Below are 22804 nucleotides of genomic sequence, written 5' to 3' on the forward strand. Positions count from 1 at the left end.
ACCGGCCGGGCACCACCCCGTTCCTCACACGGTCAGCAGGTCGTCCACCGAGCCCCGCCCGGCCAGTTCCGCCGTCGCCACGGGGCCCTCCTTCGCCGCCGCGTAGCGGCCGCTGGTCAGCGCCCACTCGTAGTTGCCGTTGATCCAGTGCTGGATGGCCTCGACCCCCATCCGCACCCGGTCCCGCTCCGCCTCGTCGAGCCGCAACTCGTCGCACATCTGCGGGACGCGCTCCTGGAGTTCGAGGTACTCGTCGAGACAGGCGATCGTCATCCGGTACGCCTCGTCCGTGGCCTCCTGCCAGGAGCAGCCCCGCTCCCGGCGCAGCACGGCGATGAGGTTGTGGCCGTCGCCGCGCCGCTTCTCGCGCTCGAAGGAGTGGATGTCGTTCATGAACCCGATGGTGTCCGCGGCCAGATCACGCATCCGCTCCATCACCGGATGTCCCATCGCTTGTGCCGGCACCTCGAAGCCGCGGCTGCGCTCGCCCGCGTCGATGCTGTGGTGGATGCCGACCGTACGGCGCCGGAACTCGGCGTACTCGTCGAGCCCCAGCGTGCCCTCCAGGCCCCGGGCCGCCAGGTCGACCTCCTCGCAGTGCGCGACCAGGAACCGCCCCCACGAGGCGGCGAAACGCGTCTGCCATGTCAGGGACATGCCATGCGAGAGGTGGTTCCACACCTCCGCCCAGGCGAGAGTGATCGGACAGGCCACACGGGGAGGGCTGCCGGCCGGCCGCAGGGGAGTGACGATCAGTTCCCGTGCGACCTCCGCTATGCGGTCGGCGCGGTCCGGCTGACTGGCGTCGAACTGGTCGTCGAAGAGGAAGGCCAGTGAGAACCAGTTCATCAGGACGACCATGTCGTCCGCCGACGCGTGCGGATAGGTGCGGGCGGCCGCCTGGGGCAGGTCCCAGGACTTGTACTCCTCGAACCCCTCCCGGCTGCGGACCAGGCGCATCTCCCACACCCAGCGCAGATGACGTGCCCGGGCGTACTCCAGATGCTCGCTGACCGGGGTGTCGAAGGGGAGGTCGAACCGGACGTCCTGAGGCATGGGCTTCCTTTCGGGAGACGGACCGCAGAGCCCCCCGCCCCTGCGAGCGGACGGTGCCGTGACCGTCCGCACACTCGAACTCGGCTTCACAGTCCGAAAGTTGAACCGAGAAGCGGTACGAGACTGCCCAAGGCGCGAATCAGCCATTCCGTGACCCTGCCGTGATCTCCGTTACTGCCCGAACCGCATGAGCTGCGTATACTCCCTCGTCCCTCACCCGGCATCGGCTTGTCCACCGTGCCTCCGCAGCCTCGGAACGTCACACTGGTAGACGTCAGTTGACGACGCTTCAGGAGGATTGCCGACGATGACGTCCGAACCCGCACGCAGCGCTGAGCAGCGCAAGAAGGACACCCTGCACCGCCTGGAGCACGACGTGGACGCCTGGGTCGCCACGGCCGACGGCACGTCCGGGACGCCGTACCTCGTCCCGCTGTCCTTCCTCTGGAACGGCTCGTACCTGCTGTTCGCCACCCCCGCGTCGAGCCCCACCGGACGGAATCTGGCCGCGACCGGCCGGGCCCGCGTCGGAATCGGGCCGACCCGTGACGTCGTGCTCGTCGAGGGCACCGTGGAGACCGTCCAGCCCGGCGAGCTGACCGAGCAGGACGCCGAACTCTTCGCCGCCAAGACCGGGTTCGACCCCCGCGGGCTGGCCACGCCGTACCTCTACTTCCGCGTCGTGCCGCAGCGGGTGCAGGCCTGGCGGGAGGCCAACGAACTGGACGGCCGCGAACTCATGCGCGCCGGACGGTGGTTGACGGCCGACTGAATCGGCCGGACCGGGATATCCGCAAGGTACAGGGCCGCGGGGCACGACCGCCCCGCGGCCGGAATCCTGCGGAGGAGACATGGCACTGGTGAAAGCGGGTGTCCTGGTGCTCGACTGTGCCGAGCCCGAGAAACTCGCCGTGTTCTACAAGGAGCTGCTGGAAGGGGAAGAGGCGGACGCGACCGCCAACCGGGTGGAGATCAAGGGCGCGGACGGCTTCCGCGTCGCCCTGCGCCGGGACGTCAACGCGACACCGCCCAGCTGGCCCCGCCCGGAGAACTCCCTCCAGGCGCACCTGGAATTCGTGGTGGACGACCTCGACGCGGTGGAACGCCGGGTCATCTCCCTCGGCGGCCGCCCCCTGGAGGCCAAGGACGCCTCGGGCCCCCTGGAGGAGCGGGGCTACGCCGACCCGGCAGGCCACTCCTTCGTCCTGCGCCGCACCCCACCGACCGCGCCCAAACAGGGCTGACCGGAGGCGGCGGGCCGGTTGCCGGCGGCCCTCCCGCGATCTCCGTACGGGCAACGATCGACATCTGAGGGGCGCGGCGGCCCCGCACAGGCCGGCCCCGCCCCGCCGCACCGGCGGGGCGGGGCCGCGTCGTTCTCAGTCGCGGCCGCCCTTCTCCCCGGCCGGCCACGTGCCGGTGGAACGCTCGATCGCCTTGGCGCCCGCGCGGTCCACCGCGCTGCGCACCACGGCGAAGATGGCGCCCTGGACCGCGGCGGCCAGCAGGATCTCGCCCCAGCCGCGGTCCTTGTCCAGCGCGTCGGGAGCGTCCTCCTCGTTCCGGATCGCCATCCACGTCTTGCGGAAGGCCAGCCCGGCCAGCCAGCCGCTCGACCAGCCCAGCACGAACCCGAGGGGCTGGTAGGCGAAGGGAAGCTTCTTCTTCTTGGCCACGCGAATCTCCTTGATCGGTGAGGGTGGGTGGAAAGTGGTCAGGGTGTGCCCGCGGCCGGGACCCGCTCCTCGGCGCGGACCGGCCCGGGCGGCGTGCCGTCACCGAACGGCCGGCCGCCCAGCTCCTCGCGGTGGTGCGGGGTCAGCCAGCCGGACAGGTCCGGGCCCAGCGGCACGACGCGGGTCGGGTTGATGCCCGTGTGCACCTGGTAGTAGTGGCGCTTGATGTGGTCGAAGTCGACGGTGTCGCCGAACCCGGGCGTCTGATAGAGGTCACGGGCATAGCCCCACAGCACCCTGTTCTCCGTCAGCTTCCAGCGGTTGCACTTGAAGTGGCCGTGGTAGACCGCGTCGAAACGGACCAGCGTGGTGAACAGCCGGATGTCCGCCTCGGTGATGGTGTCGCCGACGAGGTACCGCTGCCGCTCCAGCCGGTCCGCGAGCAGCTCCAGCCGCCGGAAGACGCCCGCGCAGGCGGTCTCGTACTCCTCCTGTTCGGTGGCGAAACCCGCCCGGTACACGCCGTTGTTGACGTCCTCGTAGACGTCCGCCATCACCTCGTCGATCTCGTCGCGCAGCTTCAGCGGATACAGGTCGGGCGCGCCCTCCCGGTGCAGCGCCGTCCACTCGGTCGCGAGGTCGAGCGTGATCTGCTGGTAGTCGTTGGTGACCAGCTTCCCGCTGGGCACGTCCACCATCGCCGGCACGCTGACACCGCCCGGGTGGTCCGTCTCCCGCCGGTCGTAGGCCTGGCTGAGGTAGCGGATGCCGAGGACCGGGTCGCGGCCGTCCTCGTCCAGTGTGAAGCGCCAGCTGCGGTCGTCCTGGATCGGGTCGGCGACGGCCAGGGACAGCGCGTCCTCCAGGCCGAGCAGCCGCCGGGAGACCAGCGACCGGCTCGCCCACGGGCAGGCGCGGCTGACGACCAGACGGTAGCGGCCGGCCTCCGCCGGCCAGCCGTCCCGGCCGTCGGCGGTGATCCGGTCCGCGAAATGCGCCTTGGACCGTTTGAACGACCTCCTCCCGTAGGCGCTGTTGCCGCCGTCGCCGTCGTCGCGGCTCATGGGGATGACCTCCTTCGGCATACGTGTGGCCTGCTTGTCGTGCGTGTGCCCTGGTGAACGCGTTCCCCTTTTTCCGCCGACGGCACGGTGTGAGCACCGCCGACCGGGGCAATCGGCGTGGGTGACTGCAGAAGGAACTGATCGGAGGACACGCGTCACCGTGCTGGTGGCGCTCGCCGCCAATCTGGTGATCGCGGCGGCGAAGGCGGTCGGCGGCCTGGCCGCGGGATCGCCGGCGCTGCTGTCGGAGGCGGCCCACTCGGTGGCCGACAGCATGAACGAGGTGTTCTTACTGGCGGCACTGCGCCGCAGCCGCCGCCCCGCCGACCGGCGTCACCCCTTCGGCTACGGCAAGGAGCGGTTCTTCTGGTCGCTCCTCGCGGCCGTCGGGATCTTCGTCATGGGCGGGTGCTTCTCCTTCTTCCAGGGCATCGAGGCCCTGGTGAGCGGCGGGGAGGAGAAACTCGGCGGCTATGTCGCCGGTCTGATCGTGCTCGGCATCGCCCTCCTCGCGGAGGGCGCCTCTCTGCTGCGGGCGCTGTACCAGGTGCGCCGGCAGGGCGGCACGGTCGCCGGGCTGCGCGACCCCGCCCTGCGCACGGTCGTCGCCGAGGACGGCACCGCGGTGCTCGGCGTCACGCTGGCCATCGCCGGCATGGCGCTGCACATGGTCACGGGCCAGGTGGTGTGGGAGGCGTCCGCCTCCCTGGCGATCGGCGCGCTGCTGGTCTACGTCGCCTACCGGCTGGGCCGTGACGCCCGCGACCAGCTGATCGGCGAGGCGGCCGACCGGGAGGCGAGCGGGCGGATCCGGGAGCTGCTGCGGGCACAGCCGGAGATCGACAGCGTGGAGGCGCTGTTCACCATGAAGACGGGCCTCGACTCGGCCCTCGTGGCCGCCCGCGTCGACCTCGTGCCCGGCCTGGACAGCGAGCACGTCGAGGACGTCGCCGTCCGCATCAAGCGCTCCATAGCCCGGACGGTGCCCGAGGCCGACCAGATCTTCCTCGACGTCACCGACCGTCGCGCGCAGGAGGCAGCGGAAAGCCCCGCCGCGACGGGGGAACGCGGCGGGGCCTGACCCTCGCGTGCCCCGTCGCGGACGGTTCATGCAGCGCCCCGGAGAAGTTTTTTCGCCGACCACCCGACAGGGTGGTCGGCTTGGGCTGTCCGGCCCGCTCCGGTCGTCGCTCCGGGCGGGTCCCGAGGGACCGACCACGGAGCGCGCCCGACGTCCAGGGCGCCGGCCGGACGGGCGGTGGCCGCTTCGCCCTCTGCGGCCGGAGACATGGCGCCTGGACGGCGAACCGCTACCGGCCTGCCCGAAGGGCTGGCTTCCGCCCGGCGGCTGGCCCGGAGGGCTGGACTCGTAGCCGAAACTCGTTGCCGCGGGGCTCGTTGCCGCCCGGGGCCGAGCCGATCTCCTCGCGGTACTCCCGCATCAGTTCCGCGAGTGCGTCGGTGCGGCGAGGCCGCAGGACGCGGATGGGTTCGAGGGCCGGTCCGTCGTGCGGCTGCCGGGGCTCGGACGGTGTCGACACGCTGCTCTCCTTCCGTCCGGGCTCGGGGGCGCCCGTCTTCGGGGTCGCGTTGCCCCGGCCGCCGGCCGGCTCCGATCCGCCCGGCGGCTTGCCCGGAGGGCTGACCTCCGCCCGGCGGCTGGCCCGAAGTGCGCCCTCCGCCCGGCGGCCTGGCCGAAGGGCGGCCTCCGCCCGGCCGGAATCACCCCGGGCCCGCCCGAAGCCCCCGGGGACTCACCCCCCGTCAGCCGGCTCCAGCACGAACACCGGTATCTCCCGGTCCGTCTTCTTCTGGTAGTCGGCGTAGGCCGGATACGCCGCGACGGCGCGCTCCCACCACTCGGCCTTCTCCTGGCCCGTGACCTCGCGGGCGATCATGTCCTGCTTGACCGGACCGTCCTGGAGCTCCACGTGCGGATCGGCCTTGATGTTGAAGTACCAGACCGGGTGCTTGGGCGCGCCACCGAGCGAGGCGACCGCGGCGTAACGCCCCTCGTGCTCCACCCGCATCACCGGTGTCTTGCGCAGCTTGCCGCTCCTGACGCCCCGTGAGGTCAGGAGGACCACCGGCATCTTCGAGCCCTGGAGCGTCGTCCCCTCCGTACCGCCGGAGCTCTCGTACAGTTCCACCTGCTTGCGCACCCACTGCGTCGGGCTGGGTTCGTACTCGCCCTCGAGAGGCATGGCATCCGTCCCATCGTCGCGTCACGGCTGACTGGCACCCGGATTCAACACCGGTACGCCCCCGAATCATCCGCACCGCGGCACATCGAGCCGGCCGGGCACCTCACCCCGGCGCCAGCGCCATCCGCACGGCCAGAGCCGTCATGACCCCGCTCGCCACCAGCGCCGTCCCCAGCCGGCCCCGGTGACCGGTCAGCGCCCGCCCCAGCAGGGCCCCGCTCCCGGCGAGCAGCACCTGCCAGCTCGCGGAGGCGATGAAGGCGGCGAGCACGAAGACGCCCTGCTCCAGCGGGCCGGCCGGGCCAGTCGCCTGGGAGCCGAGCACGAGCGCCGCGAAGTAGATCACGGTGGTGGGGTTCAGCAGGGTGATGCCGAGCAGCCCCAGGTAGGCCCGGCCGGGTCCCGGGGGAGCGGGGGCCGTCCGCGTGGCCAGCCGGTGGCCGCGGTACTCCCGCACGGCGGTGACCGCGCCCCACACCGCCAGCACGAGCAGCACCAGGACACAGACCCACCGCAGCGGCCCGAGCACCGGCCGCAACACGCCGGCCAGGGCCGTTCCCCCGAGCGTGGCCGCGAGGGCGTACAGCCCGTCGGCGGTCGCGATGCCGAGCGCGGCACAGACACCGGTGCGCAGGGACGTGCGGGCGGTGAGGGAGACCAGGTACGTCCCGACCGCGCCGACGGGGACGGCGATGCCGTATCCGGCGAGCAGCCCCGCGAGGAGCGCGGTCGTCATGACCGCGGCGCGGTCGGCCCTCCACGGTGTCCGGACGGCTGCTGTCGGCGCGTGGCAGGAGCGGCGGCGGACAGCGGCAGATGGACGGCGAACGTAGGCATGGCTGGATCCTGGGGCCTGTCCCGTCCCGCCGACAACCGGTTTTCGAACCGGCACCGCCGCGCCCCGGCGTCCGGCGAGGGCCAAGCCTCGCACCCGGCTCCCGACGCCCGGCGTTCGAACTGGAAGACGGCATTCCTCGGCCATGTTGCACCGTGCGCCGATCTGGCCGAACTTCGCGTCGCCCCATAGATGCCCGAGGCATCTAATGAAGATCGGCACGACGCATACTTCGTCTGCGAGGTCTTCATGACGGAAACGACCGCACCCGTCGCCTTCCCCCAGAGCCGGACCTGCCCCTATCAGCCGCCCGCCGCCTACGATCCGCTGCGCGGCGAGCGCCCCCTGACCCGTATCACCCTCTTCGACGGCCGTGAGGCGTGGCTGGTCAGCGGGCACGCGACCGCCCGCGCGCTGCTCGCCGACCCGCGCCTGTCCTCCAACCGCAGCCGCCCCGGCTTCCCCGCCCCGACCCGGCGGTTCGCCGGGATCACGAACCGCAGAACGGCCCTGCTGGGCGTCGACGACCCCGAGCACCGCACCCAGCGGCGGATGGTCGTCGGCGACTTCACCCTCAAACGGGCCGTCGAACTCCGGCCGCAAATCCAGCAGATCGTCGACGAGCGGCTCGACGCGATGATCGCCCAGGGCCCGCCCGCGGACCTGGTGACCACCTTCGCGCTGCCCGTGCCGTCCATGGTGATCTGCGCCCTGCTCGGCGTCCCGTACGCCGACCACGACTTCTTCGAGACGCAGTCGCGACGGCTGCTGCGCGGCCCGGAGACCGCCGACGTGGAGGACGCCCGCGACCGGCTGGAGGCGTACTTCGGCGAGCTGATCGACCACAAGCAGCAGGACCCCGGCACCGGCCTGCTGGACGACCTCGTCCACCGGCAGCTTCGCGACGGCGCGCTCGACCGCGACGGCCTGACCGCCCTGGCGCTCATCCTGCTGGTCGCGGGCCACGAGACGACCGCCAACATGATCTCGCTCGGCACCTACACCCTGCTCCAGCACCCCGAGCGGCTCGCCGAGTTGCGCGCCGACCCGGGGCTGCTTCCGGCCGCGGTCGAGGAGCTGATGCGGATGCTGTCGATCGCCGACGGTCTGCTGCGCCTGGCCGTCGAGGACATCGAGGTGGCCGGGACGACCATCCGCAAGGGGGACGGCGTGGTCTTCGCGACCTCCGTCATCAACCGCGACGAGACGGTCTACCCCGATCCGGACACGCTCGACTGGAGCCGCCCGGCCCGGCACCACGTCGCCTTCGGCTTCGGCATCCACCAGTGCCTCGGCCAGAACCTCGCCCGCGCCGAACTGGAGATCGCCCTGCACACCCTCTTCGACCGGCTGCCCACGCTGCGCCTGGCCGCTCCCGCAGAGGAAATCCCCTTCAAACCCGGCGACACGATCCAGGGGATGCTGGAACTTCCCGTGACCTGGTAAGAGGCTTCCGCCATGCATATCGACATCGACAAGGACGTCTGCATCGGTGCGGGCCAGTGTGCCCTGACCGCCCCGGACGTGTTCACCCAGGACGACGACGGCTACAGCGCCCTGCTGCCGGGCCGGGAGGACGGCAGCGGCAGCCCGCTGGTGCGGGAGGCGGCCCGGGCCTGCCCTGTGAGCGCCATCACCGTCTCCGAGACCGTGGGCTGACACAGCATCAGGCGACCTCCAGGAGCAACCGGGCGGCCTCCCGCGCCTCGGCCGCGGGCTCGGCGCTCCTGGTGACACCCGCCGTGACCATGGCGCCCTCGGCGAGCAGGAAGAGCTGCCCGGCCAGTGGGCCGGGCAGCCCCGCCGCTTCGACCAGTGAGGTGAGGTAGTCCCGGAAAGCCCGCTTGTGGGCACGCACCTGGCCGGCCACGCGCGGGGACGTCGCGCCGAGCTCCCCGTACGCGTTGATCCACGCGCAGCCCCGGAAGTCCGGCTCGCCGAACCACCGGCCCAGCCAGTCGAACACGGCAAGGATCCGCTCCCGCGGCTCCCCGTACCGCTCGACGTACTCGGCCAGTTGCCCGCGCCAGCGCGCGTCACGCCGCTCCAGATACGCCTCCACCAGCTGCTCCTTCGCCGGGAACAGCTGATAGAGCCGCTTGAGCGAGACCCCGGAGCTGCCGCGGACGTCGTCCATGCCGACGGACCGCACGCCCCGCCCGTAGAACAGCTCCTCGGCGGCGTCCAGCGCCCGCTCCCGGGCCACTGCGCTGTCCATGTACGACCACTCCTTGACGCGAGAACGAGCGTTCTCCTACCGTAGCACCGCTGGGGAGAACGCCCGTTCTCCACTGTCGATCAGGGGAGGACCCATGACCGGCCGCCCGCCGCTGCCGCCCTTCACGCGGGACACCGCCGCGCAGAAGGTCCAGGCCGCCGAGGACGCCTGGAACACCCGCGATCCGCACAAGGTCGCCCTCGCCTACTCGGAGGACTCCGTCTGGCGCAACCGCGACACCTTCGTCACCGGCCGCGCCGGGATCGCCGAGTTCCTGACCCGGAAGTGGGAGCGCGAGCAGGAGTACGCGCTGCGCAAGGACCTGTGGGCCTTCGACGGCAACCGCATCGCCGTCCGCTTCCAGTACGAGTGCCGGGACGCCGACGGCCGCTGGTGGCGCTCCTACGGCAACGAACTGTGGGAGTTCGACGAGCACGGCCTGATGACCCGCCGCGAGGCGAGCATCAACGACGTACCGATCGAGGAGCGGGAGCGCCGCATCTTCGGCCCACGGCCGGAGCCGGAGCGCGGAGCCACGCTCCCCGTCCGGTGAGGCAGGCGGAGTGACTAGGGTTTCCGGGATGACCGAACAGCCCACCCGGAAGCCCTTCCTCTACGTCGTCGTCTGCGCCGCCGGTATCGCCGCGGACGTCAGCAAACTGATCACCGCGGCGCAGGAGCGAGACTGGGAGGTCGGTGTCATCGCCACGCCCGTCGCCATGAACGGCTTCTTCGACACCGCGGCCGTCGAGGCACAGACGGGCCGCCCGATCCGGTCCGCCTGGCGCACGCCGGGTGAGCCGCGCCCGTTCCCGGCGCCCGACGCCGTGGTCGTCGCGCCCGCCACCTTCAACACCGTCAACAAGTGGGCGGCCGGCATCGCCGACACCCTCGCCCTGGGCACCCTGTGCGAGGCCGCGGGACTCGGTGTGCCGATCGCCGTCCTGCCGTGCGTGGCCGACGCGCTGTCCTCCCACCCCGCCTACCGGGACAGTCTGGAACGGCTGCGGGGGATGGGCGTGCGGTTCGGGGACCCGTACTCCGGAGAGCCGAAAGAGGACGGCGGGCGGCCGGAGTTCGGGTGGGAGCGGGCGCTGGACCTGGTCGAACGCGGCTGACGGTCAGCCGCTGACCCCGCACAGGCTCACTGCGGCCCGGGCACGTCTTCGAGTGCACGCGAACACGTACGCTCCGTCTGGAACACCTCCCGAAGGCAGGAGCAGCAACGATGCAGTACGTGAAGCTCGGTTCGACGGGCCTGGACGTGTCGCGGATCTGTCTGGGGTGCATGACCTACGGCCTGCCGGACCGGGGCCGGCACGAGTGGACCCTCGACGAGGAGGCCTCGCGCCCGCTGATCCGGCAGGCGGTCGAGGCGGGGATCAACTTCTTCGACACGGCGAACGTCTACTCCGACGGCACCAGCGAGGAGATCGTCGGCCGGGCCCTGCGCGACTTCGCCCGCCGTGACGAGATCGTGCTCGCGACGAAGGTGCACGGCCGGATGCGCCCCGGGCCCAACGGCGGCGGACTGTCCCGCAAGGCCATCCTCAGCGAGCTCGACCAGAGCCTCACCCGGCTCGGCACCGACTACGTCGACCTCTACCAGATCCACCGCTTCGACCCGCATACCCCGGTCGAGGAGACGATGGAGGCCCTGCACGACGTCGTCAAGGCCGGCAAGGTCCGTTACATCGGGGCGAGTTCGATGTACGCCTGGCAGTTCTCCAAGGCCCAGTACACCGCCCGGCTGAACGGTTGGACCCGCTTCGTCTCCATGCAGAACCACTACAACCTCCTCTACCGCGAGGAGGAGCGCGAGATGCTGCCCCTGTGCGCGGACCAGGGCGTCGGCGTGCTGCCCTGGAGCCCCCTCGCCCGGGGCCGCCTCACCCGCGACTGGGGCACCACGACCGAGCGCAGCGCCACCGACACCTTCGGCGGCAACCTCTACCAGGAGGGCGACCGGACCATCGTCGAGGCGGTCACCCGCATCGCCGAGGCGCGCGGCGTGCCCCGCGCCCGGATCGCCCTCGCCTGGCTGCTCCACCAGGACACGGTGACGGCACCGATCGTGGGAGCGTCGAAGCCCGGGCACCTGGAGGACGCGGTGGCCGCCGTGGAACTCCAGCTCAGCGACAAGGAACTGGACGAACTGGAGCGGCCCTACACGCCGCATCCGATCGCCGGCCACTGAAACCGTGTAGGGGTGCGGGGCTGAATCGATGTGCGGCTCCGCCGCGTGGGCGCGACCAGCCACGACGGCGCCGCGGACGAACCACCGCCTTTCCCGCGGAGCGCTCAGTGGGGCCCCTGCGGCGCGAACTCCGTCCCGCAGGGCCCCGCCCCCTCGCTCTCCGGCAACTCCACCCTCGCCCCGTTCATCGTCAACGTCCGGTAGAACCCCCCGATCCGCTCCGCCGACCGGCCCACGTAATGCCCGATGAACGACCGCCGGAACCGATCCACCGCACGGTTCGGCTGCGACCCGTGCACCAGACTGCCGTTGAAGAACAGAACATCCCCCGGCTCCATGTCCACCGGCACCGGCGCCAGCCCGGGCGGCGGCGGAACGTACTCCCGCGCGAAGGACACCCCCGCGTCCGCCTCCTCCGGGCAGAACAGGTCCATCCGGTGCGTGCCCGGCACGACCTCCAGCCCGCCGTTCTCCCGGTCGATCACCTCGCAGGCCAGCCACGCCGCCACACAGGTGCCCGGCTCCACCCGCAGATAGAAGTTGTCCTGGTGCAGCGCCTGCCCCCGGGCCCCCGGCGGCTTGAAGTAGAACATGCTCTGCGCGGCGAGGACCTCCTCCCCGAGAAGCACCTCCAGAACCGTGCGCAGCCGGGCGTCCAGCAGGACGTCGCGAGCCAGGTCGCTGATCTCGTGCGGGTGCATCACCCGCGGCCAGACGTGCAGCGGATCGGCGCCCGGCCCGGACGCACGCGGCTCGAAGTGCCCGGGGACCGGTCCGGCCGCACGCAGCGCCGAGAACTCGTCGCACAGCCGCCCGGTCTCGTCGGCCCCGAAGAGCCCGCGCACGACCGTGAAACCGTCCTCCTCGAAACGCTCCCGGTACCGCCGGAGCGCCGCGGGGTCCAGGATGGGAGCGCCGGCGGCGCCATTGCCCGTGACTGTCATCAGCGCACTCCTCGGTCAGGTGTCCCCGGCACGACACGCTAGGCCACCGAGGCGCCGAGGAGGATGCCCGTGCGTGCTGACGGATTGCCCGGCACTGCTGAGCACGGGTACGAGGGGGACCCCGCACCACCGCCCGGCCTGGTCGTGCTCGGCCACTTCGACCAGCCGCCCGGATACGTCGTCAACCGGCCGCGCGGCTCCGCGAGCTGGCTGTTCACCTGGACCACGGCAGGCCGCGGACGGCTCTGGCAGGGCGGCGTGGAGACCTCGGCCGGCGCGGGCCGGCTGGTGGTGCTCGCCCCGGGCGTCCCGCACGGTTACGCGGTCGGGCCCGGCGCCCGGCACTGGCGGTTCTGGTGGGCGCACTGCCAGGCCCGCCCGTCGTGGCCCGGATGGCTGCGGCCGTACGACGCCGGTGACGGGGTGTACGTGGTCACGTCCGCCCCGGCCGGAGTGCACGGCCGTGTCGAGGCGGCGTTCCGGCGGATGCACGCCGACGCCCGCCGGCCCGGCGCCGGGGCACCGCCCGACGTGGTGGCCCCCGACGGGCAGATCGCCGTCGCGCACGGCAGCGCCGCCCGTGAACTGGCCCTGTGCGCACTGGAGGAGATCGTCCTCCTCACCACCGCCGGTGCCCGCCCGGCGGCACCCCGTCCCGGGCTCGACGCACGGATCCAACGGGCCCAGGAGCTGATCGACGCCGACCCCGGCGCCCCGCACACCGTCCGCTCGCTGGCCGAGCAGGTCTCCCTGTCCCCGTCCCGCTTCGCCCATCTGTTCAGCCGCCAGCTCGGCCGGTCGCCCATGCGCGCCCTGCGCGAGGCGCGGCTGCGGCACGCCGCCCGGCTGCTGGAGGGCACCGATCTGCCCGTGGAACGCGTCGCCGCGGCCTCGGGTTTCGCCAGCCCGTTCCACTTCAACCGCGTCTTCCGCGAGCGCTACGGGACACCTCCGGGGGCGTACCGGAACGCGGTGCACGGCGGTCGGCGGGGCTGAACGGCGGTATGGTCATTGGTTCCGAGAGGAGACCTGGAAAGGGGCATGCCGGGAAGGCCCGAGGGTGTGAGCTGCTGTGCAGGCGGCAGTTCAATGGTTTCCGGGTGGCGCCCGGGACCGGGTGAAAACGCACCTGAAAAAGAGAGGGGACAGCCCGGAAATCCCTTTCGCGCCACACATTGACACTTTGTCAAAAGGCCCTGGCCGCGCACGCAATGCACGAAACTGTGAGATCCCTTGTTCCCTGTCGCTGACCTGTGCAAAGGTGTGCCTTGTCGGCGTCCGGACCACACGCCTTTCTTCGTGTGCGCGAGCCACCGGGTCGACATACCCCTTGGTATGGACTTTCTTCCGCATGTCCGTGAGAGGAATGCAGCCGTGAACGACGCAGGCCCGTCGAATTCCCCGGGTCCGGCCCGCAGGATCGGCGCGACCGACGAGGAACTGAGCGCCGAGCTCAGGAAGTGGACGGGGGCGACCCCCGCACTTCACCCCGTCGGCGAACTGCTGGACCGGCACTGGGAGGCGGCCTCCGCCTACGCCCGGCTGTGCACCGACGGCCCGCGTTCCGCCGGAATACTCACCACCGCCGCATTCACCCGGCTCTTCGGTGAAACCCTGCGCCAGACCGGTCCCACCTCCGCGTGGCGGCCCCATCTGCTCGTCACCGTACGGCGTATCGCGGCCGAGTGGGCCACCGACCACAGACGCGACATGCTGCACCCGGAACTGCTGTCCGGGGCCGGCGAGGGGGAGCGGGTGGCCGCCCGGCTGCTGCCCCAGCAGCACCGGCGCCTGCTGTCCGGTGCCTTCCAGCGGCTGCCCCAGTCCGCGCGCTGCCTGCTGTGGCACGTCGAGGTCGAGGCCGAACCGCTCGCCGTCCCCGCCGGGTTGCTCGGCCTGGACGAGGAGGGCGCCCGCGTCGAACTGGGCCGGGCCCGGGACCGGCTGCGCGAGGAGAGCCTCCAGCTGCACCGCGAACTCGCGCCCGACGAGGAGTGCCGGCGCTATCTGCGGCTGCTCGACGTGACGTACCGGCGTGGCGCCCTCGACCTCGACCCCGATCTACGCGCGCATATCCAGGGCTGCGGGCACTGCGCAGCGGCCGCGGACCAGCTCGACCAGTTCAACCACGGGCTCGGTCTCGCCCTGGCGGAGGGCGTGCTGGGCTGGGGCGGACGAGAGTACGCGGAGGGCAGACCGAGCGGCGCGGCGGAGAGCGACGTGACCGACGCCCCGCGGCCCGGCACGAAGACGGCCGCCGCGGAGAGGCTGCTCCCCGGCGATGTGGCCGGTGAGGCCTTCCCCGACCCCGTCGTCCTCGCGGGCATGGTCGGGGAGTCGTTCACCGACCCGGTCGGCACGGCGGCCGCGCCACCCGCTCCCGCGACGGAGCAAGCGGCGCAGGCGCCCGCCCACGACGGCTTCCCCGCCCCGCCCGAGGCCCCGCCGGCCAGTGGAACCACCCCTGGCCCGCGCGCCGAAGGCCACCGCACAGCGGCCCGCAGATCCGCTCACAAGGCGGCCCGCCGCGCCTCCCGCCGCCGCACCGTCGGCGTGAGCGTCCTGACCGTCAGCGGCCTGGTCGTCCTCCCGCTGGTCCTGTGGTCGCTGGGCAACTCCGGCGACGGCTCCCCGCAGTCCGGCGCGGGACGGCCCGCCGAGACGCCCGGCCCGGACGCGGGCGAGTCGACGAACGACTCGTCCTGGGTCGGGGCGGGCGACGCCGAGAAGGGCGCCCTGCGCGGCCGGCTGCACAACGTGGCCTCGGGACTGTGCGTCGGCATCGAGGGCGACAAGGCCGTCGAGGACGCGGAGGCCGAACTCACCGCCTGCTCCTCGGCCGTCGCCCAGCAGTGGACGTACGAGACCGACGGCCTGCTGCGCAACGGCGCCGACCCCGATCTGTGCCTGGACTCGCACCTCGGCTACTCGGTGCGGCTGGCCGCGTGCACGGGAGCGTCCCGGCCGGACACCAGGGACATCCGCTACGACTTCACCCTCCAGGGCGCCCTGGTGCCCCGCTGGAACCAGGACCTCGCCCTGGCCCCGGCCGCGACCGACGGCTCGGGAGCCCTCGTCCTCAAGGCCCGGGCCGACGCGGAGGTCCAGCGCTGGGCGATCGACACCTCCAAGGCGGACCTCCAGATGGAGGTCGTCAACTGGAACGCCGACGCCCCGGCGCCGCGTCCCACCTCCACCCCCACTCCCACGCCGTCGAAGACGCCCACGGCGACACCGGCACCGACCCCGCCCGCCGCCCCGTCGGCGACACCGCGGCCGGCGCCGACCAGCGCGACCCCCACCGACTCGGCCTGTGACCGCTACGGCCACCCCTGCGACGGGGACGGCCAGGACGGCTATCCCGGCTACGGCTACCCGGGCTACGGCTACCCCGGTTACGGCTACGGGTACGGCGGCTACGGTGGCGGCGGTGGTGGCCACCGCTGACCGGACGCGCGCTCAGACCCCGGCGACGCGCAGCGACAGCCACAGCGCCGCCACGGCCGGCACCAGCGCGGCGGGCACCGTGAGCAGTCCGAGCCGGGTGAACTCCCCGAGCCCGGCCCGCTGTCCGTGCTGCTGCGCGATCCGCCGCCACAGCAGGGTCGCCAGCGATCCGGCGTAGGTCAGGTTGGGGCCGATGTTCACGCCGAGCAGCACCGCCAGCACGGCACCGGGACCGGCTCCGGCGGTCAGCGGCAGCAGCACCAGTACCGCGGGCAGGTTGTTGACGAGGTTCGCCAGGACGGCGGCCAGCGCGGCCACGCCCAGCAGCGCGAGCAGGTCCGATCCGTCGGGCAGCACCCGGTGGAGCGCGTGGGCGAGCCCCTGGTCGACGACCGCCCGCACGACGACGCCGAGGGCGAGCACGAACGCCAGGAAGGCCGGGGCCGCGGACCGCACCACCGTCAGCGGGGTGGCCCGCCGCCGCAGCAGCGCCCGCACGGCCAGCACGAGCGCACCGGCCAGGGCGGCCCACGCCGACGCGATACCGAGGGCGGAGGCCACGACGAACCCGGCGAGCGTGCAGCCCACGGTGATCAGGGCGAACAGGGGCAGCTCGGGAGGCTCCGCGGGGTCGGGGGAGGGGAGGGGGGCGGCCAGTTCGTCGGCGAAGAAGCGCCGGAACACCAGGTACTCGGCGCCGATCGCCACCAGCCAGGGCAGCGCCATCAGTGCCGCGAACCGGGTGAAGCTCAGCCCGCTCGCCGTGAAGGCCAGCAGGTTGGTCAGGTTGGAGACCGGCAGCAGCAGCGAGGCGGTGTTCGACAGATGGGCGCACGCGTAGAGGTGCGGCCGGGCCTCGACGCCCATCCGGGTGGCGGTGGCGAGCACCACCGGTGTCAGCAGGACGACGGTGGCGTCCAGACTGAGCACGGCCGTGACGACGGAGGCCAGCGCGAACACCGCGGTCAGCAGCCGCGTGGGGCGCCCCGCCGCCCACCGGGCCGTCCACGCCCCGCATGCCGTGAACAGCCCCTCGACGTCGCAGAAGTGCGCCAGCACCAGCACGGCCGCGAGGAAGCCGACCACGGGCCCCAGCCGCTGGATCTCCTCCCACGCGTGGTCCGGCGGGATCACTCCGACGGCGACCGCGAGCCCGGCGGCCGGAACCGCCAGGAGGGCCTCGGGCAGTCCTCGCGGACGGAGCACGGCCCAGACGAGCACGGCGGCCAGCAGCGCCACGGACAGGACTTCGGCGAGCAGGGTGTTCAGGGCGGCGTCCTCCGCGACGTGATCAGGTCGTGCCCGCCCATGAAACCAAGGGTTGGTAAGAGAGCTCCTTACATCCCGTCGAGCAGTTCCAGTTCGGCCCAGATCGTCTTGCCCTCGGTGGTGTGCCTGCTGCCCCAGCGCTGGGTGAGCTGGGCGACCAGGAGCAGACCGCGGCCCCCCTCGTCCCAGGTCTTGGCACGGCGCAGGTGCGGAGCCGTGTGGTTGGTGTCCGACACCTCGCAGATCAGCGTGGACGCGTCGTGGATCAGCCGCAGCCGGATGGGCGGGGCGCCGTAGCGGATGGCGTTGGTGACCAGCTCGCTCACCACCAGCTCCGCGGTGAACGTGGCCTCGATCAGTCCCCAGCGGTCGAGCTGGTCGACGACCTGCTTGCGGATGGGCGCCACCAGCGCCGGATCGGCGGGGATGTCCCACGTCGCCACCTGGGAGGACGGCAGACCGCGGGTGCGGGCCAGCAGCAGGGCCACGTCGTCGGCGGAGCCGCCCGGCGGGAGCAGGGCGTGCAGGACGCGGTCGCAGGTCTCGTCCAGGGAGTCGGAGGGGGCCGACAGTGCCTCGCGGAGCATCCGGTGGCTCGCGTCGACGTCCCGGTCGCGGCTCGCGAGCAGCCCGTCCGTGTGGAACGCCAGGACGCTGCCCTCGCGCAGCTCCACCTCGGCGGACTCGAACGGCAGCCCTCCGACCCCCAGCGGGGGGCCCGAGGGAAGGTCGAGCTGCCGGGCCGGGCCGTCCGGCGGGACCACGAGGGGCAGTGGGTGCCCGGCCCGGGCCAGGGTGCAGCGTCGCGACACGGGGTCGTAGACCGCGTAGAGGCAGGTCGCGCCCACCTCCCCGGTACCGGCGTCGCCGCCGGACTCCTGGGACAGCCGCACGACCAGGTCGTCGAGGTGGGTGAGCAGCTCGTCGGGGGCCAGGTCGATGTCGGCGAGGGTGCGGACGGCGGTGCGCAGCCGGCCCATGGTGGCCGAGGCCTGGATGCCGTGGCCGACGACGTCGCCGACGACCATCGCGACGCGCATCCCGGACAGCGAGATCACGTCGAACCAGTCGCCGCCCACGCCGGAGCGGGTGGCGGGAAGGTAGCGGGAGGCCGCCTCCACCGCCGCGGTGCGCGGCAGTGTGCGGGGCAGCAGGCTGCGTTGCAGGGTGAGCGTCGTCTCGCGTTCGCGGGAGTAGCGGCGGGCGTTGTCGATGCAGACGGCGGCCCGGGCCGTGACCTCCTCGGCCAGCAGCACGTCGTCGGCGGTGAAGGGCTCGGGGCGCCGGAAGCGGGTGAAGACCGCGACCCCGAGGGTCGTGCCCCTGGCCTGGAGCGGCACGGACATCGTGGAGTGGATGCCGTACTCGCGGACCCGCCGGAACCGGACCGGGTCCCAGGCCAGCCACTTCTCGAGGTCGCCGCCGTCCGCTCCGGAGGCCACGACGACGTGACCCGCGATGAGCGAGGCGGCCTGCGGGGAGCCCTCCGGATAGACGTCCACCTGACCCGGCTTGGCCACGGCCTCGGGGCTGCCCGGGTTGACCGACTGGTGGGCGGCGCGGCGCAGGCTCACCGGCGGGGTCGGCGGGCCGGCGGACTCGCCGCCGTGCTCCCGGACGTCGAGCAGGTCGACGCTGACGAAGTCGGCGAGCGCCGGGACGCACACGTCCGCCAGCTCCTGGGCCGTGCGGGTGACGTCGAGTGTGGTGCCGATGCGCACGCTCGCCTCGTTGACCAGTTGGAGCCGCTCCCGTGACCGGTACTGGTCGCTGAAGTCGTGGGCGGTCACGCACACGCCCCGCACCCGCCCCGAGTCGTCGGTCAGCGGGGCGAGCCGGGCCAGCCAGGCGTGCGCGGCCCGGCTCTCGCCGCTGGCCTTCATGTACGTCTGCATGTCCTGCCGCCGGCCCGTGCTCAGCACACGGCGCAGATACTCCTCGAGCTCCGCGTTCTGCGGCCGGCTGCCGATGTCGGTGGGCCGCAGGCCGCGCAGCCGGTCGGCCGGCAGGCCGACCAGGGCCGCCATGGCGTCGTTGACGCCGCGCAGCCGCAGCCGCTCGTCGAAGATCATGGTGGCGCAGGGCGACTGCGTGAGGGCCGCCCGCACCAGCGGGTCGTCCGGCAGCTCCCGGACGAGGGCCTCCGGCGGGGACACGGCGAGCCACTCGGCCGTCTCCGGGCCGTCGGGCGGTCTGCGGTGGGCGACCACCCACGCGGAGACCGCGTGCCCGTCGCGGTGACGCAGTGTGACCGTCCCGCTCCAGCGGGCGTCCTCCGGCACGGGCGGCGGTTCCGCTCCGTCGGCCAGCAGCTCGATGGCCGGACGGCCCAGGACCTCGGCGGCCGGGTGGCCCAGCAGACGGTGTGCGCCCTCGCTCCACTCGGTGAGCGTGCCGTCGGCGGCGATGACGGCACGGGCGGCCACGCCATCGTCGAACGGCTCGTCCGGACTCATCGTCGGCACTCCATACGGACACTCACAGTGATCAGAGAGGTCGCTTGAGTTCCAGACTAGTCCGTGGGTGCCCGACGTGGACCGGTAACCCCCGGGCCGCCCGGTAGCAGCGGTCAAGGCGCATTTCCGGCCGATGTGACCTCTGGGGCAGAACGGCGCTCCCGCACTCTTGACGGCCCTGTGTGACACCTCGACAGAATCTGTTTGTTCGCGATGAGTTGTGAGTACTTCTGGTCCCTAATGAGGGAGAGCCGCCATGTCGGTCACGCGCAGATCGGTCCTGCTCGCCTCCGCCGCCGCGCCCGCGGCCGGAACACTGCTGGGCGCCCCGGAGGCGTGGGCCGCCGAGGAGGTGCGCGGCGCGTCCGGCCGCCGCACCGTCGCCCTGCGCGACGGCTGGCGCTTCGCGCTGGTCAACCCGGGCGGGATCACCGACCCGACCGGCGCCTACACCGACGCCCACCTTCCCGGGCACGACGACTCCGGCTGGCGCGAGGTCGCCGTCCCGCACGACTGGAGCATCGAGCAGAGCCCCACGACCGAGCACGGCACCACCAGCGGCACCGGCTTCCTCCCCGGCGGCCTCGGCTGGTACCGCCTCGCCTTCACGCTGCCGCCCGCCCTCGCCGGCAAGCGGATCTCGGTGGAGTTCGACGGCGTCTACATGGACTCCTCCGTCTACTGCAACGGCGAGGAGGCCGGCCGCCACCCCTACGGCTACACCGGCTTCGCGCTCGACCTCACCGACCTGGTGCACACCGACGGCACCACCGAGAACGTGCTCGCGGTCAAGGTCCAGAACCGGCTCCCCAGCAGCCGCTGGTACTCGGGCAGCGGCATCTACCGCGAGGCCCGCCTGGTGATCACCGAGCCGGTGCACGTGGCCCGCTGGGGCACCCGCGTCACCACCCCCGAGATCTCCGCCGAACGGGCCCTCGTACGGATCGACACCTCGGTCGTCGACGCGTCGGGCGCGGGCGCCGACGTCGAGGTCGTCTCCCGGATCGTCGATCAGAAGGGCCGGACGGTCGCCCGTACCTCCTCCACGGCCGCCGTCACCGGCGAGCGGACCGAGACCCACGAACTGACGGTCCGGCGTCCCGAGCTGTGGGACATCGCGGCCCCGCACCGCTACACCCTGCACACCGAACTGCGCGTCGGCGGCAGGATCACCGACACCTGCCGCACGCCCTTCGGCTTCCGCACCTTCCGCTTCGACCCGGAGGAGGGCTTCTTCCTCAACGGCACCCACCACAAGCTCAAGGGCGTCGACCTCCACCACGACCTGGGCGCGCTCGGCGCCGCGGTCAGCATCGACGCCGTCCGCCGCCAGATGGAGATCATGCGGTCCATGGGCGTCAACGCCCTGCGCACCTCCCACAACCCGCCCGCGCCCGAGGTGATCCAGGTCTGCGAGGAGCTGGGCGTGGTCATGCTGGTGGAGGCGTTCGACTGCTGGCGCACCGGGAAGAACCGGTACGACTACGGGCGGTTCTTCGACGAGTGGTGCGAGAAGGACGCCACCGAGATGGTGCTGGCGGCCCGCAACTCGCCCGCCGTCCTGATGTGGTCCATCGGCAACGAGGTCCCCGACTCCACCTCCACCGCCGGTCTCGCCATGGCCGACCGGATCATCGCCGCGATCAGGGCCGCCGACGACACCCGCCCGCTGGTCATCGGCTCCGACAAGTACCGCCGCCTCCCCGCCAAGGGCTCCGCGGCGGACCTGATGCTGGCCAAGCTGGACGGCCTCGGCCTCAACTACAACACCGCCAAGTCGGTGGACCAGTTGCACGCGGCCTACCCGCACCTCTTCCTCTTCGAGTCCGAGTCCTCCTCGGAGACCTCGACCCGGGGCGAGTACCAGGAGCCCGAACACCTCAACACAGGCGAGAATTACACGCCCGGAAGGCGCGGGACCTCCTCGTACGACAACAACCTCGCCTCCTGGACCATGAGCGGCGAGTACGGCCACAAGAAGGACCGGGACCGCAAGTGGTTCACCGGGCAGTTCCTGTGGTCGGGCATCGACTACATCGGCGAGCCCACGCCGTACGACGTCTTCCCGGTCAAGGCGTCCTTCTTCGGCGCGGTCGACACCGCGGGCTTCCCCAAGGACATGTACTACCTGTTCCAGAGCCAGTGGACCGACAAGCCGATGGTCCATCTGCTGCCGATGACCTGGAACCACGCCGAGGGCGACACGGTCGAGGTCTGGGCGTACTCGAACGTCGAGACCGTGGAGCTGTTCCTCAACGGAAAGTCCCTGGGCGTACGGCGGTTCGACACCAAGAAGACCGTCGACGGCCGCACGTACCTGGAGACGACCGAGGCGACCGGCGACGACAAGACCTTCACCGACGGCCCCTACCCCGGCAGCTACACCAGCCCGAACGGCAGCGCCGGCAAGCTCCACCTGACCTGGAAGGTGCCCTACCGGCCGGGCGAGCTGAAGGCCGTCGCGCGGCGGGACGGCAAGGTGGTCGCCACCGACGTGCTGCGCACCGCCGGCGCCCCGCACGCGATACGCCTGACGCCGGACCGCACGTCCCTGGCCGCCGACGGGCGTTCGCTGGTCTTCGTGACCGCCGAGGTGGTCGACCGGCGCGGTGTGGTGGTGCCCGACGCGGAGCACCTGCTCTCCTTCGAGGTGGCGGGCGGTTCGCTCGCCGGGCTCGACAACGGCCGCCAGGAGAGCGCCGAGCGCTACCAGGCGAGCACCCGCACCGCCTTCCACGGCAAGGCCCTCGCCATCGTCCGCTCCGGCACGAAGACGGGCACGGTGAAGGTGACCGCCCGCGCCGGCGGCCTGCGCACCGGCACGGCGACCGTACGCGCCACCAGGGCGGCGAACCGGACCGAGACCGCCCCGCCCGCCTTCCGGCCTGAGCACCCCGCGCCCGTCGACTACCCCCACGCGGACGCCAGTTACTCCGGCCGCCCGGACACCCTGCCCGCCGCCATGCTCGACGGCGACCCGGCCACCGGCTGGTCCAACGGCTTCCACAAGCAGGCCACGGCCCTGCTGCCGGCCTTCGACGGCGCGCGCGCCGAGGACTGGGTCACGGTCGACCACGGACGCACCCGCGGCTTCGACCGGGTGGACGTCTCCTTCACCGTGGACGCCACGCACAGCCTGCCCGCGGCCGTCGAGGTGGCGGTGTGGGACGGGCGCGCGTGGCGGGCCGTGGAGGACACGGCGATCGACTGGGCCACCGCCTCCGACACCCCGACGGTGATCACGTTCAAGGCCGTCCGCGGTTCCCGGATCCGGCTCACGATGACGAGCCGCCACCCCGACGAGGCCCGGGGCGCCCTCCGCATCAGCAGGCTGGAGACCCCGGCTGCCTGACCCCTCGGGTACGACGGTCCGGACGAGCGGCGAACAGCCAGTCCTGTCCGGACCGTTGACGGGGCGTCACATCAGCCACAACCATG

General features: G+C 72.4%; 21 protein-coding genes. 11 read left to right on the forward strand and 10 right to left on the reverse strand.

What is annotated here, in order from left to right; all coding sequences use genetic code 11:
- Window positions 1-24: 24 nt before the first annotated feature.
- Window positions 25-1056: a 7-epi-alpha-eudesmol synthase gene (locus CP976_RS39000; RefSeq protein ID WP_150484575.1), complete on the reverse strand. Its 1032-nt coding sequence runs from the start codon at window positions 1054-1056 to the stop codon at window positions 25-27.
- Window positions 1057-1363: 307 nt separating this feature from the next.
- Between CP976_RS39000 and CP976_RS39005 the strand changes: the two genes are divergently transcribed.
- On the forward strand, window positions 1364-1828 hold the full coding sequence (locus tag CP976_RS39005) for a pyridoxamine 5'-phosphate oxidase family protein (RefSeq protein WP_150484576.1): 465 nt from the start codon (window positions 1364-1366) through the stop codon (window positions 1826-1828).
- A 79-nt stretch (window positions 1829-1907) separates the two neighbouring features.
- Window positions 1908-2300, forward strand: coding sequence for a VOC family protein (locus tag CP976_RS39010; protein WP_150484577.1), 393 nt, complete (start codon window positions 1908-1910; stop codon window positions 2298-2300).
- Window positions 2301-2435: 135 nt separating this feature from the next.
- On the opposite strand, the gene CP976_RS39015 is transcribed toward CP976_RS39010, so the two are convergent.
- Together CP976_RS39015 and CP976_RS39020 are read right to left on the reverse strand one after the other, a co-directional pair.
- Window positions 2436-2732 carry a DUF4235 domain-containing protein gene (locus CP976_RS39015; RefSeq protein WP_086565167.1) on the reverse strand — a complete coding sequence of 99 codons (297 nt, stop codon included), beginning with the start codon at window positions 2730-2732 and terminating at the stop codon, window positions 2436-2438.
- A 38-nt stretch (window positions 2733-2770) separates the two neighbouring features.
- A complete protein-coding gene (locus CP976_RS39020; RefSeq protein WP_150484578.1) occupies window positions 2771-3796 on the reverse strand; it encodes a glutathione S-transferase family protein in 1026 nt (341 codons plus the stop codon).
- A gap of 160 nt (window positions 3797-3956) precedes the next feature.
- On the opposite strand from CP976_RS39020, the gene CP976_RS39025 reads away from it, so the two are divergent.
- A complete protein-coding gene (locus CP976_RS39025; protein WP_150484579.1) occupies window positions 3957-4877 on the forward strand; it encodes a cation diffusion facilitator family transporter in 921 nt (306 codons plus the stop codon).
- A 229-nt stretch (window positions 4878-5106) separates the two neighbouring features.
- On the opposite strand, the gene CP976_RS44100 is transcribed toward CP976_RS39025, so the two are convergent.
- The 3 genes from CP976_RS44100 to CP976_RS39040 form a co-directional block, all read right to left on the reverse strand.
- The gene (locus CP976_RS44100; protein WP_229876394.1) at window positions 5107-5337 is read right to left on the reverse strand and encodes a hypothetical protein; all 231 of its coding nucleotides are present in this window, start codon (window positions 5335-5337) and stop codon (window positions 5107-5109) included.
- 213 nt (window positions 5338-5550) lie between these two features.
- Window positions 5551-6000: a nitroreductase family deazaflavin-dependent oxidoreductase gene (locus CP976_RS39035; RefSeq protein WP_150484580.1), complete on the reverse strand. Its 450-nt coding sequence runs from the start codon at window positions 5998-6000 to the stop codon at window positions 5551-5553.
- A 103-nt stretch (window positions 6001-6103) separates the two neighbouring features.
- Window positions 6104-6736, reverse strand: coding sequence for a LysE family transporter (locus CP976_RS39040; protein WP_150484581.1), 633 nt, complete (start codon window positions 6734-6736; stop codon window positions 6104-6106).
- A 348-nt stretch (window positions 6737-7084) separates the two neighbouring features.
- Here CP976_RS39040 and CP976_RS39045 point away from each other — a divergent pair, with 348 nt between their 5' ends.
- Both CP976_RS39045 and CP976_RS39050 read left to right on the forward strand, forming a co-directional pair.
- Complete coding sequence (locus tag CP976_RS39045; protein ID WP_150484582.1) at window positions 7085-8281, forward strand: cytochrome P450; 1197 nt, start codon at window positions 7085-7087, stop codon at window positions 8279-8281.
- A gap of 12 nt (window positions 8282-8293) precedes the next feature.
- Complete coding sequence (locus CP976_RS39050; protein ID WP_086854839.1) at window positions 8294-8494, forward strand: ferredoxin; 201 nt, start codon at window positions 8294-8296, stop codon at window positions 8492-8494.
- Between the two features lie 7 nt (window positions 8495-8501).
- On the opposite strand, the gene CP976_RS39055 is transcribed toward CP976_RS39050, so the two are convergent.
- Entirely contained in the window at window positions 8502-9053 is a 552-nt protein-coding gene (locus CP976_RS39055) for a TetR/AcrR family transcriptional regulator (RefSeq protein ID WP_150484583.1), read from the reverse strand.
- A 94-nt stretch (window positions 9054-9147) separates the two neighbouring features.
- Here CP976_RS39055 and CP976_RS39060 point away from each other — a divergent pair, with 94 nt between their 5' ends.
- From CP976_RS39060 to CP976_RS39070, 3 genes are all read left to right on the forward strand, one after another.
- Complete coding sequence (locus CP976_RS39060) at window positions 9148-9606, forward strand: nuclear transport factor 2 family protein (protein WP_150484584.1); 459 nt, start codon at window positions 9148-9150, stop codon at window positions 9604-9606.
- A gap of 28 nt (window positions 9607-9634) precedes the next feature.
- On the forward strand, window positions 9635-10171 hold the full coding sequence (locus CP976_RS39065) for a flavoprotein (RefSeq protein WP_150484585.1): 537 nt from the start codon (window positions 9635-9637) through the stop codon (window positions 10169-10171).
- Window positions 10172-10281: 110 nt separating this feature from the next.
- Window positions 10282-11250, forward strand: a complete 969-nt coding sequence (locus tag CP976_RS39070; RefSeq protein ID WP_150484586.1) for an aldo/keto reductase — start codon at window positions 10282-10284, stop codon at window positions 11248-11250.
- 104 nt (window positions 11251-11354) lie between these two features.
- On the opposite strand, the gene CP976_RS39075 is transcribed toward CP976_RS39070, so the two are convergent.
- The gene (locus CP976_RS39075; protein ID WP_150484587.1) at window positions 11355-12194 is read right to left on the reverse strand and encodes a phytanoyl-CoA dioxygenase family protein; all 840 of its coding nucleotides are present in this window, start codon (window positions 12192-12194) and stop codon (window positions 11355-11357) included.
- A 63-nt stretch (window positions 12195-12257) separates the two neighbouring features.
- Here CP976_RS39075 and CP976_RS39080 point away from each other — a divergent pair, with 63 nt between their 5' ends.
- Both CP976_RS39080 and CP976_RS39085 read left to right on the forward strand, forming a co-directional pair.
- Complete coding sequence (locus CP976_RS39080) at window positions 12258-13190, forward strand: helix-turn-helix domain-containing protein (protein WP_150484588.1); 933 nt, start codon at window positions 12258-12260, stop codon at window positions 13188-13190.
- A 378-nt stretch (window positions 13191-13568) separates the two neighbouring features.
- Complete coding sequence (locus CP976_RS39085; protein ID WP_150484589.1) at window positions 13569-15641, forward strand: ricin-type beta-trefoil lectin domain protein; 2073 nt, start codon at window positions 13569-13571, stop codon at window positions 15639-15641.
- Window positions 15642-15653: 12 nt separating this feature from the next.
- Here the strand turns inward: CP976_RS39085 and CP976_RS39090 are convergent, their stop codons facing one another.
- The gene (locus CP976_RS39090; RefSeq protein ID WP_229876391.1) at window positions 15654-16880 is read right to left on the reverse strand and encodes an SLC13 family permease; all 1227 of its coding nucleotides are present in this window, start codon (window positions 16878-16880) and stop codon (window positions 15654-15656) included.
- A gap of 98 nt (window positions 16881-16978) precedes the next feature.
- The gene (locus CP976_RS39095; protein WP_150484590.1) at window positions 16979-19366 is read right to left on the reverse strand and encodes a SpoIIE family protein phosphatase; all 2388 of its coding nucleotides are present in this window, start codon (window positions 19364-19366) and stop codon (window positions 16979-16981) included.
- 256 nt (window positions 19367-19622) lie between these two features.
- Here CP976_RS39095 and CP976_RS39100 point away from each other — a divergent pair, with 256 nt between their 5' ends.
- Window positions 19623-22718, forward strand: coding sequence for a glycoside hydrolase family 2 TIM barrel-domain containing protein (locus CP976_RS39100; RefSeq protein ID WP_150484591.1), 3096 nt, complete (start codon window positions 19623-19625; stop codon window positions 22716-22718).
- Window positions 22719-22804: the final 86 nt, after the last annotated feature.

Source organism: Streptomyces coeruleorubidus (assembly GCF_008705135.1).
Taxonomy (GTDB): domain Bacteria; phylum Actinomycetota; class Actinomycetes; order Streptomycetales; family Streptomycetaceae; genus Streptomyces; species Streptomyces coeruleofuscus.

Coding starts and splice junctions, on each gene's coding strand:
- CP976_RS39080 (WP_150484588.1), top strand. CDS start 12,258: ATGCCCGTGCGTGCTGACGGATTGCCCGGCACTGCTGAGCACGGGTAC.
- CP976_RS39040 (WP_150484581.1), bottom strand. CDS start 6,736: ATGACGACCGCGCTCCTCGCGGGGCTGCTCGCCGGATACGGCATCGCC.
- CP976_RS39000 (WP_150484575.1), bottom strand. CDS start 1,056: ATGCCTCAGGACGTCCGGTTCGACCTCCCCTTCGACACCCCGGTCAGC.
- CP976_RS39100 (WP_150484591.1), top strand. CDS start 19,623: ATGTCGGTCACGCGCAGATCGGTCCTGCTCGCCTCCGCCGCCGCGCCC.
- CP976_RS39005 (WP_150484576.1), top strand. CDS start 1,364: ATGACGTCCGAACCCGCACGCAGCGCTGAGCAGCGCAAGAAGGACACC.
- CP976_RS39010 (WP_150484577.1), top strand. CDS start 1,908: ATGGCACTGGTGAAAGCGGGTGTCCTGGTGCTCGACTGTGCCGAGCCC.
- CP976_RS39065 (WP_150484585.1), top strand. CDS start 9,635: ATGACCGAACAGCCCACCCGGAAGCCCTTCCTCTACGTCGTCGTCTGC.
- CP976_RS39060 (WP_150484584.1), top strand. CDS start 9,148: ATGACCGGCCGCCCGCCGCTGCCGCCCTTCACGCGGGACACCGCCGCG.
- CP976_RS39075 (WP_150484587.1), bottom strand. CDS start 12,194: ATGACAGTCACGGGCAATGGCGCCGCCGGCGCTCCCATCCTGGACCCC.
- CP976_RS39055 (WP_150484583.1), bottom strand. CDS start 9,053: ATGGACAGCGCAGTGGCCCGGGAGCGGGCGCTGGACGCCGCCGAGGAG.
- CP976_RS39045 (WP_150484582.1), top strand. CDS start 7,085: ATGACGGAAACGACCGCACCCGTCGCCTTCCCCCAGAGCCGGACCTGC.
- CP976_RS39020 (WP_150484578.1), bottom strand. CDS start 3,796: ATGAGCCGCGACGACGGCGACGGCGGCAACAGCGCCTACGGGAGGAGG.
- CP976_RS39095 (WP_150484590.1), bottom strand. CDS start 19,366: ATGAGTCCGGACGAGCCGTTCGACGATGGCGTGGCCGCCCGTGCCGTC.
- CP976_RS39050 (WP_086854839.1), top strand. CDS start 8,294: ATGCATATCGACATCGACAAGGACGTCTGCATCGGTGCGGGCCAGTGT.
- CP976_RS39070 (WP_150484586.1), top strand. CDS start 10,282: ATGCAGTACGTGAAGCTCGGTTCGACGGGCCTGGACGTGTCGCGGATC.
- CP976_RS39035 (WP_150484580.1), bottom strand. CDS start 6,000: ATGCCTCTCGAGGGCGAGTACGAACCCAGCCCGACGCAGTGGGTGCGC.